8 protein-coding genes are annotated in these 5,941 nt (G+C 67.8%); 1 reads left to right on the top strand and 7 read right to left on the bottom strand.

The window, feature by feature from the left end; translation table 11 throughout:
- Positions 1-266: 266 nt before the first annotated feature.
- Both pncA and VGC77_RS07655 read right to left on the bottom strand, forming a co-directional pair.
- Positions 267-890, bottom strand: a complete 624-nt coding sequence (gene pncA, locus VGC77_RS07660; RefSeq protein WP_331170977.1) for a bifunctional nicotinamidase/pyrazinamidase — start codon at positions 888-890, stop codon at positions 267-269.
- A 76-nt stretch (positions 891-966) separates the two neighbouring features.
- Positions 967-1,854, bottom strand: a complete 888-nt coding sequence (locus VGC77_RS07655; RefSeq protein ID WP_331170976.1) for an SDR family oxidoreductase — start codon at positions 1,852-1,854, stop codon at positions 967-969.
- 92 nt (positions 1,855-1,946) lie between these two features.
- On the opposite strand from VGC77_RS07655, the gene VGC77_RS07650 reads away from it, so the two are divergent.
- Entirely contained in the window at positions 1,947-2,783 is an 837-nt protein-coding gene (locus VGC77_RS07650; protein ID WP_331170975.1) for a helix-turn-helix transcriptional regulator, read from the top strand.
- A 177-nt stretch (positions 2,784-2,960) separates the two neighbouring features.
- On the opposite strand, the gene VGC77_RS07645 is transcribed toward VGC77_RS07650, so the two are convergent.
- From VGC77_RS07645 to VGC77_RS07625, 5 genes are all read right to left on the bottom strand, one after another.
- Positions 2,961-3,386, bottom strand: a complete 426-nt coding sequence (locus tag VGC77_RS07645; RefSeq protein ID WP_331170974.1) for an OsmC family protein — start codon at positions 3,384-3,386, stop codon at positions 2,961-2,963.
- Positions 3,387-3,437: 51 nt separating this feature from the next.
- Positions 3,438-4,385 carry an alpha/beta hydrolase gene (locus tag VGC77_RS07640; protein ID WP_331170973.1) on the bottom strand — a complete coding sequence of 316 codons (948 nt, stop codon included), beginning with the start codon at positions 4,383-4,385 and terminating at the stop codon, positions 3,438-3,440.
- 185 nt (positions 4,386-4,570) lie between these two features.
- Complete coding sequence (locus tag VGC77_RS07635) at positions 4,571-5,200, bottom strand: tetratricopeptide repeat protein (protein ID WP_414709622.1); 630 nt, start codon at positions 5,198-5,200, stop codon at positions 4,571-4,573.
- A gap of 147 nt (positions 5,201-5,347) precedes the next feature.
- Positions 5,348-5,473: a type B 50S ribosomal protein L36 gene (ykgO, locus tag VGC77_RS07630; RefSeq protein ID WP_011474396.1), complete on the bottom strand. Its 126-nt coding sequence runs from the start codon at positions 5,471-5,473 to the stop codon at positions 5,348-5,350.
- Positions 5,474-5,655: 182 nt separating this feature from the next.
- On the bottom strand, positions 5,656-5,941 hold a 286-nt coding region (locus tag VGC77_RS07625), incomplete at its 5' end, for a hypothetical protein (RefSeq protein WP_331170971.1).

Genomic DNA, 5,941 nt, shown 5'->3' with positions numbered 1-5,941 from the left:
CGACATGGCCAGCATCTCGGCCGGCGTCAGGCCCTTGGCCGTCGCCTGCTGGCCGAGGATCAGGGCGAAGGGCACGGCGGCGGCGACGATGGGAAAGACGGCGATCAGGCCGGCCCTAAAGTCCGCGAGAGGTGTTGTCATGTCCAGCTTTCCTTAGGTCAGTATTGCTGACCTTTATAGGTCAGTGCTTATGACCTAACTTGCGAAGGCTGTCCACCCGAAAACCGCAACATCCGCAAAATCATTCGGACGAAACCGCAATAATCCTAAAGGATGTCATCGCTGGTGGCGCGCGTCACCCCGGCGGCGGCCATGTCGGCCCAGGCGCGCCTGAGCGAGCCGGACAGGTCGATGGCGCGGCAGGCATCCTCGATCACCGCCACCCGGAAGCCGGCGCCGGCGGCGTCGAGGGCCGTCCAGGCGACGCAATAGTCGGTGGCGAGGCCGACGACGTGCACCTCCTCGACGCCGCGCTCGCGGAGATAGCCGGCGAGGCCGGTCAGCGTCTCGCGGTCGGCCTCGCGGAAGGCGGAGTAGCTGTCGACGTCCCGGTGCCAGCCCTTGCGGATGACGAGCTGGGCGGGGGTGACGCGGAGGTCGGGATGCAGCTCGGCGCCGGGCGTGCCCTGCACGCAGTGGTCCGGCCACAGCACCTGCGGGCCATAGGGCATGTCGATGGTGTCGAACGGCTCGTGGCCGTGATGGGCGGAGGCGAAGGAGACGTGACCCTTCGGATGCCAGTCCTGGGTGACCACCACCTGCTCGTAGCGGGGCACCAGCGCGTTGATCACCGGCACGACGGCGTGGCCGCCGCCGACCGCCAGCGCGCCGCCGGGGCAGAAATCGTTCTGGACGTCGACGACGATCAGGGCGGTGGCGGGCGAGGGCATGAAGCGACTCCGAGCAGGATGTTCGGAGCCGATTTATGGCATTCGCCCAAGGTGACGGCAAGCGCGGTGGCGCCCGTCAGCTCGCGAAATAGGCGGGGCTGTCGAGATCGGCGACGAGGCCGATCTCGGTCGGCTGCCATCCGAGTTCGCGGCGCGTCCAGGCGCTCGACGTCGGGGCATCCATCGCGGCGAAGGTGGCGAACCAGCCGAAATGGCCGGCCGCTTCTTCGGCGGCGATGCTTTTGACCGGCAGGCCCAGGCGGCGGCCGATGATCTCGGCGAGGATCCTGAGCGGCACGCCCTCGTCGGCGACGGCGTGGTAGCGGGCGCCGGCCGTTCCCTTCTCCAGGGCCAGCCGGTAGAGGCGGGCGGCGTCGAAGCGGTGGACGGCCGGCCAGCGGTTGGCGCCGCCGCCGACATAGGCCGCCACGCCCTTGTCGCGGGCGACATCGATGAGGTGCGGCGTGAAGGCGTGGTCGCCGGCGCCGTGCACCTGGGGCAGGCGCACCGCCATGGCCCGGACGCCGCGCGGCGCGAAAGCGAAGGCCGCTTGCTCGGAAACGCGGGGGACGTGCGGATCGGCCGGCGGCAGCAGGTCCTCGGTGGCAAGGCGGCCGGGCGACAGCATGCCGACGGCGGAAGTGACGATCAGCGGCCGGTCGGAGCCGGCAAGAGTCTCGCCGAGCGCCTCGATGGCCCGCCGGTCGATGTCGCAATTCTCCTTGAACCTGGAGAAGTCGTGAATGAAGGCGGTGTGGACGACGGCGTCGGTGGCGGCCGCGCCCCGCTTCAGGCTGTCGAGATCCTCGAGCGAGCCCGGATTGGCGTGGGCGCCGGCCGCCCTGAGCGCGGCCGCTCCCGTCTCCGAACGGCAAAGGCCGAGGACGGAATGGCCGGCGGCGATCAGCTCGGAGACGACGGCCGAGCCGACGAAGCCGGTGGCTCCCGTGACGAAAACGCGCATGAAAAATCTCCCGAGAGGACGATGATGCCAGTGTCGTCCGACCGCGTATCGGGGTAAAGTAGTGATCGTATCATGGTATGAGAACTAACAGGATGGACGCTCCGCTGACCAAGAGCAACGCGCTCGGCGCCTTCCTGCGCGATCGGCGCTGCCGGCTGGATGCCGCCGCCTTCGGCCTGTCGATGGCGCGGCGGCGGACACCCGGCCTTCGGCGCGAGGAGGTGGCGCAGCGGGCCAACGTGTCGGTCACCTGGTACACCTGGCTGGAGCAGGGCCGCGGCGGCAACCCCTCCGCCGAGGTGCTCGACCGCATCGCCGGCGCGCTGACGCTGACCGCGGTGGAGCGCGAGCATCTGTTTCTGATCGGGCTCGGCCGGCCACCCGAGGTGCGCTATCACGGCAGCGACCCGATCACGCCGCGGCTGCAGCGGCTGCTCGATACTCTCGCGCTGAGCCCGGCGATCGTCAGGACCGCGACCTGGGACGTGGTGGCGTGGAATCGCGCCGCCGCGGCGGTGCTCGCCGACTACGGCAAGCTGCCGCCCGATCAGCGCAATATCTTGCGAATGATGTTCTGCGACCCGCGGGTTCGCGCCAAGCAGCGCGACTGGGACTCGGTGGCGCGTTTCGTCGTCGCCAGTTTCCGGATCGACGCCGCGCGCGCCGGCGCCGACGCCGAAGTGACGGCGCTGGTCGAGGAACTGAGCCAATCCAGCCCCGACTTCGCGGCGATGTGGCGCGACAGCCATGTGCAGAGCCATGGCGACGGCGTGAAGCAATTGCTGCATCCGCAGCTCGGTCCGATCACCTTGGAGTATTCGTCATTCGCGGTCGACGGCCGGGCCGACCTCAGCCTGATCGTCTACAATCCGGCGACGCCGGCCGACCGCAAACTGATCGAAGCGCTGATCGAGGCGCTGCCGGTGTAGATCCGGGGACGCTCTCCCGTCATTGCCAGCCGAGGCCGGCGCGCAGCGCCGACCGAAAAGCGAAGCAATCCGGGGGCTGCGCGTGTGGCCCTGGATTGCTTCGTCGCAAGAGATCCTCGCAATGACGAGCTAAAACGCCTCAATTCATCGGGAGGCAGGCTCTGGGAGCCGCGCCGCTTAGAGCAGCGTCGCATCCAGCGTGATCTTGGTGTTGAACAGCTTCGACACCGGGCAGCCGGCCTTGGCCTTGCCGGCGAGCTCCTGGAAGGTGGCGTCGTCGGCGCCGGGGATCTTGGCCGACAGCGTCAGATGCACCGATGTGATGGAAAAGCCGTCGCCGTCTTTCTCCAGCGTGACGTCGGCCTTGGTCTCCATCTGCTCGGCGGTGAGCTTGGCCTCGCCGAGGATCAGCGACAACGCCATGGTGAAGCAGGCGGCGTGCGCGGCGCCGAGCAGCTCTTCCGGGTTGGAGCCGGGCTTGCCCTCGAAGCGGCTGGCGAAACCATAGGGGTAGTCGCTGAGCGCGCCGCTCTTGGTCGAGATCGCGCCCTTGCCGTCCCTGATGCCGCCCTGCCATTTTGCCGAACCGTAAGTGGTGCTCATCTCATTCTCCTGATTTGTCAGTTGATGCGCCGCCGCCTTCGCCGCTTGCGACTATGGCAACGCCGCTTGCGGCCGCGCCGCGGCGAGCATGGCGTCGATCTCGCGGATCACCAGGCCGGGCGCGGCATATTGCACCATATGCCCGATATTTGGCAGCACGATGAGCTTGGCGTGCGGCACTTGCGCCGCGAAACTGCGGGAATGGATGTCGAGCGACACCGTGGTATCGGCGTCGCCATGCAGCACCACGGTCGGCACCGCGATCTGCGGATAGCGCGGCACTTGCGCGCGCACCGCCTGTTTCAGCCCGACCAGATCCAGGGCATTGGCGCGGAATTCCTGCGGCCGCAGCAACAGCGGCGTGGCGCTTTCCTCGACGAAATCCGAAGGCATCGGCTGCGGCGCGAACACCGTGCGCGCGCCGGGCGTCACCAAAGCGAGGCCGAGCGGTAGCGTGATGCTATGCGCCAGCAGCGGCCCGATCAGCGGCGTGGCGATGATCTTGTTGTAGCTGCCGACGCCGCCGGGCCACGGATGCGTCACTGGCGCCAGCATCACCAGCCCCGCCACGCGCTGCGGATGGTTGAGCGGCATCAGGGCGCCGAGCGCGCCGGCCAGCGAATGCACCACGATGATGGCGCGATCGACGCCGAGCTGACCCAGCGCCTCGTCGATCATCGCCGCCTGGGTGGTCGGCGACGAGGCCGCCGCCTCCGGCGGACTGTAACCATGACCCGGCCGGTCGATCAGGATCACCCGATGGGTCTTGGCCAATTGGTCGCCGAGCGGCCGCATCGAGCGCAGATTGGCGCTGGCACCGTGGATCAGCACGATCGCCGGACCACCGTCGCGCGGCCCGATATCGACGACATGCAGCGCGCCGCCTGTGACGGCGTTCATCTCGCCGTCCGGCGGATAGCGCCGTTCGATCATCGCGGTGCCGGCCAGGGTAGCGAACGCGAGAACCGCCAGCGTCGCCAGCGTCAGCACAATGATCATCGACAATGTCCGGGAGGGTTGCGGCACCCAAAGGATACGCCGCACCATGGCAATGGTTTCGTGCTGAGGCGTTCGACACAAACGCGTGGTCATTGCCGATTGCGAGTTCGGCAGTTTGAGCAAGTCCGGAATCCATAACCCCGGCGGGGATTAGAGATTCTCGGATCGTTCCGATCGGCGGAATGCTAGATATCCCGGCCCTCGACCTTCTCGGTCAGCGTCTTGACCAGCTCCGGCACCTTGTCGAGATGCGGGTTGATCGCCAACGCCTTGCGGAAGGCGTCGAGCGCGCGCTTGTCGTCGCCGAGCTCCTGCATGATCATGCCGAGCCCGGCCAGCGCCCCGAAATGCCGCGGCTCGCGCACCAGCACCTGCTCGATGTCGTGCAGCGAGCGGTCGTAATCGTTCTGCAGATAATACAGCGTGGCGCGCCGGTTCCAGCCCTCGAGATAGTCCGGCCGCAGCCTGACCACTGAATCGAGCAGCTTCAGCGCCACCTCGCTGTTGCCGGCATCGAGCGCGGCCTTGGAGCGCGCCATCAACAGCGCGGTGGTGTCGCTGGAGGTCTGCGCCCACAGCGCCCAGATCCGCGCCTCGACGTGTTTGGCGCTGGCGTCGTCGGGGGCGGCCTTCAGCGCGCCGAACAGGAAGTCCAGGCCGCGGCTGCGGTCGGCGCCGAGCTTCGGCAGCTTGGCCGGCGGCTCCGGCGGTTTCTTCAGCTCTGGCGACGGCGGATGGCGCTGCGCCCGGGCAACGTCCGGTGCGACAACGAGCAACGCGGCGGCGAGCGTCGCCGCGAGCCAGACCGGAAACATCAAGGGTGAGGACGATTGTCTCGATCGCATCGGCGAAGTCTAGCGGCGCGCGCCCGGCAGGCAAGCGCGCGCGGCGTCAAACCGCCGTGATCGGAGCAATCGGTCGGGACAACAACAGATCGGCGCGACGCGCCGGCGAGTCGGCGATCAACCCTGGCGGGCCTTGAAGCGGCGCTGCACCTTGTTGATCACATAGACCCGGCCCTTGCGGCGGACCAGACGGTTGTCGCGATGACGGGAGCGCAGCGACTTCAGCGAGTTACGGACCTTCATGAGACAATCCTGAGCGTTTGAAAGGCCGTGTGCGACAGGCCGAAAGCAGCGAAAACGGGCTTAATCCCGATGGCGGGAAGCCGCCCGAGACAGCCGGTTTCTAAGCCATCCGACGCCGGACTGTCAATCCGAACGGGACAATTACGGGCCGCGGCCGGCGTTTTCCGCAGCCTTTTCGGCCGTCACGTCGAGATTGCGACCTGTTGAACCGCATCAGCACCGTCATCGGAGCCGCATTCAGCGCCGTCCTCCAGGGCCCGCATCGCCCCGCCGCCCCTTGTCCAGCACCCGCAACCGCCTGCCGCCGTCATCCTGAGGCGCGCCGCCTCGCCGTCATCCTTGTAACTTAAATTCTGCTGGGCGAGGCGGTAGGCTGTCTCGCGCGGTGGCGGACGAGAGACCGGGTCATCCGAGGGCTTTGAAGCCCGAACCTCAGCTTGGGCCTTCGTCCGTCGTTCCATCGAACCC

It is taken from the genome of Rhodopseudomonas sp. (genome assembly GCF_036404135.1).
GTDB lineage: Bacteria > Pseudomonadota > Alphaproteobacteria > Rhizobiales > Xanthobacteraceae > Rhodopseudomonas_A.
Note: the sequence above shows the minus strand (reverse complement) of the source record. Positions and strands in the feature narration are given on the sequence as shown.

Excerpts from the sequence above, each read along its gene's own strand:
- pncA (WP_331170977.1), bottom strand. The coding sequence starts at position 890 with ATGCCCTCGCCCGCCACCGCCCTGATCGTCGTCGACGTCCAGAACGAT.
- VGC77_RS07655 (WP_331170976.1), bottom strand. The coding sequence starts at position 1,854 with ATGCGCGTTTTCGTCACGGGAGCCACCGGCTTCGTCGGCTCGGCCGTC.
- VGC77_RS07650 (WP_331170975.1), top strand. The coding sequence starts at position 1,947 with ATGGACGCTCCGCTGACCAAGAGCAACGCGCTCGGCGCCTTCCTGCGC.
- VGC77_RS07645 (WP_331170974.1), bottom strand. The coding sequence starts at position 3,386 with ATGAGCACCACTTACGGTTCGGCAAAATGGCAGGGCGGCATCAGGGAC.
- VGC77_RS07640 (WP_331170973.1), bottom strand. The coding sequence starts at position 4,385 with ATGATCATTGTGCTGACGCTGGCGACGCTGGCGGTTCTCGCGTTCGCT.
- VGC77_RS07635 (WP_414709622.1), bottom strand. The coding sequence starts at position 5,200 with ATGTTTCCGGTCTGGCTCGCGGCGACGCTCGCCGCCGCGTTGCTCGTT.
- ykgO (WP_011474396.1), bottom strand. The coding sequence starts at position 5,473 with ATGAAGGTCCGTAACTCGCTGAAGTCGCTGCGCTCCCGTCATCGCGAC.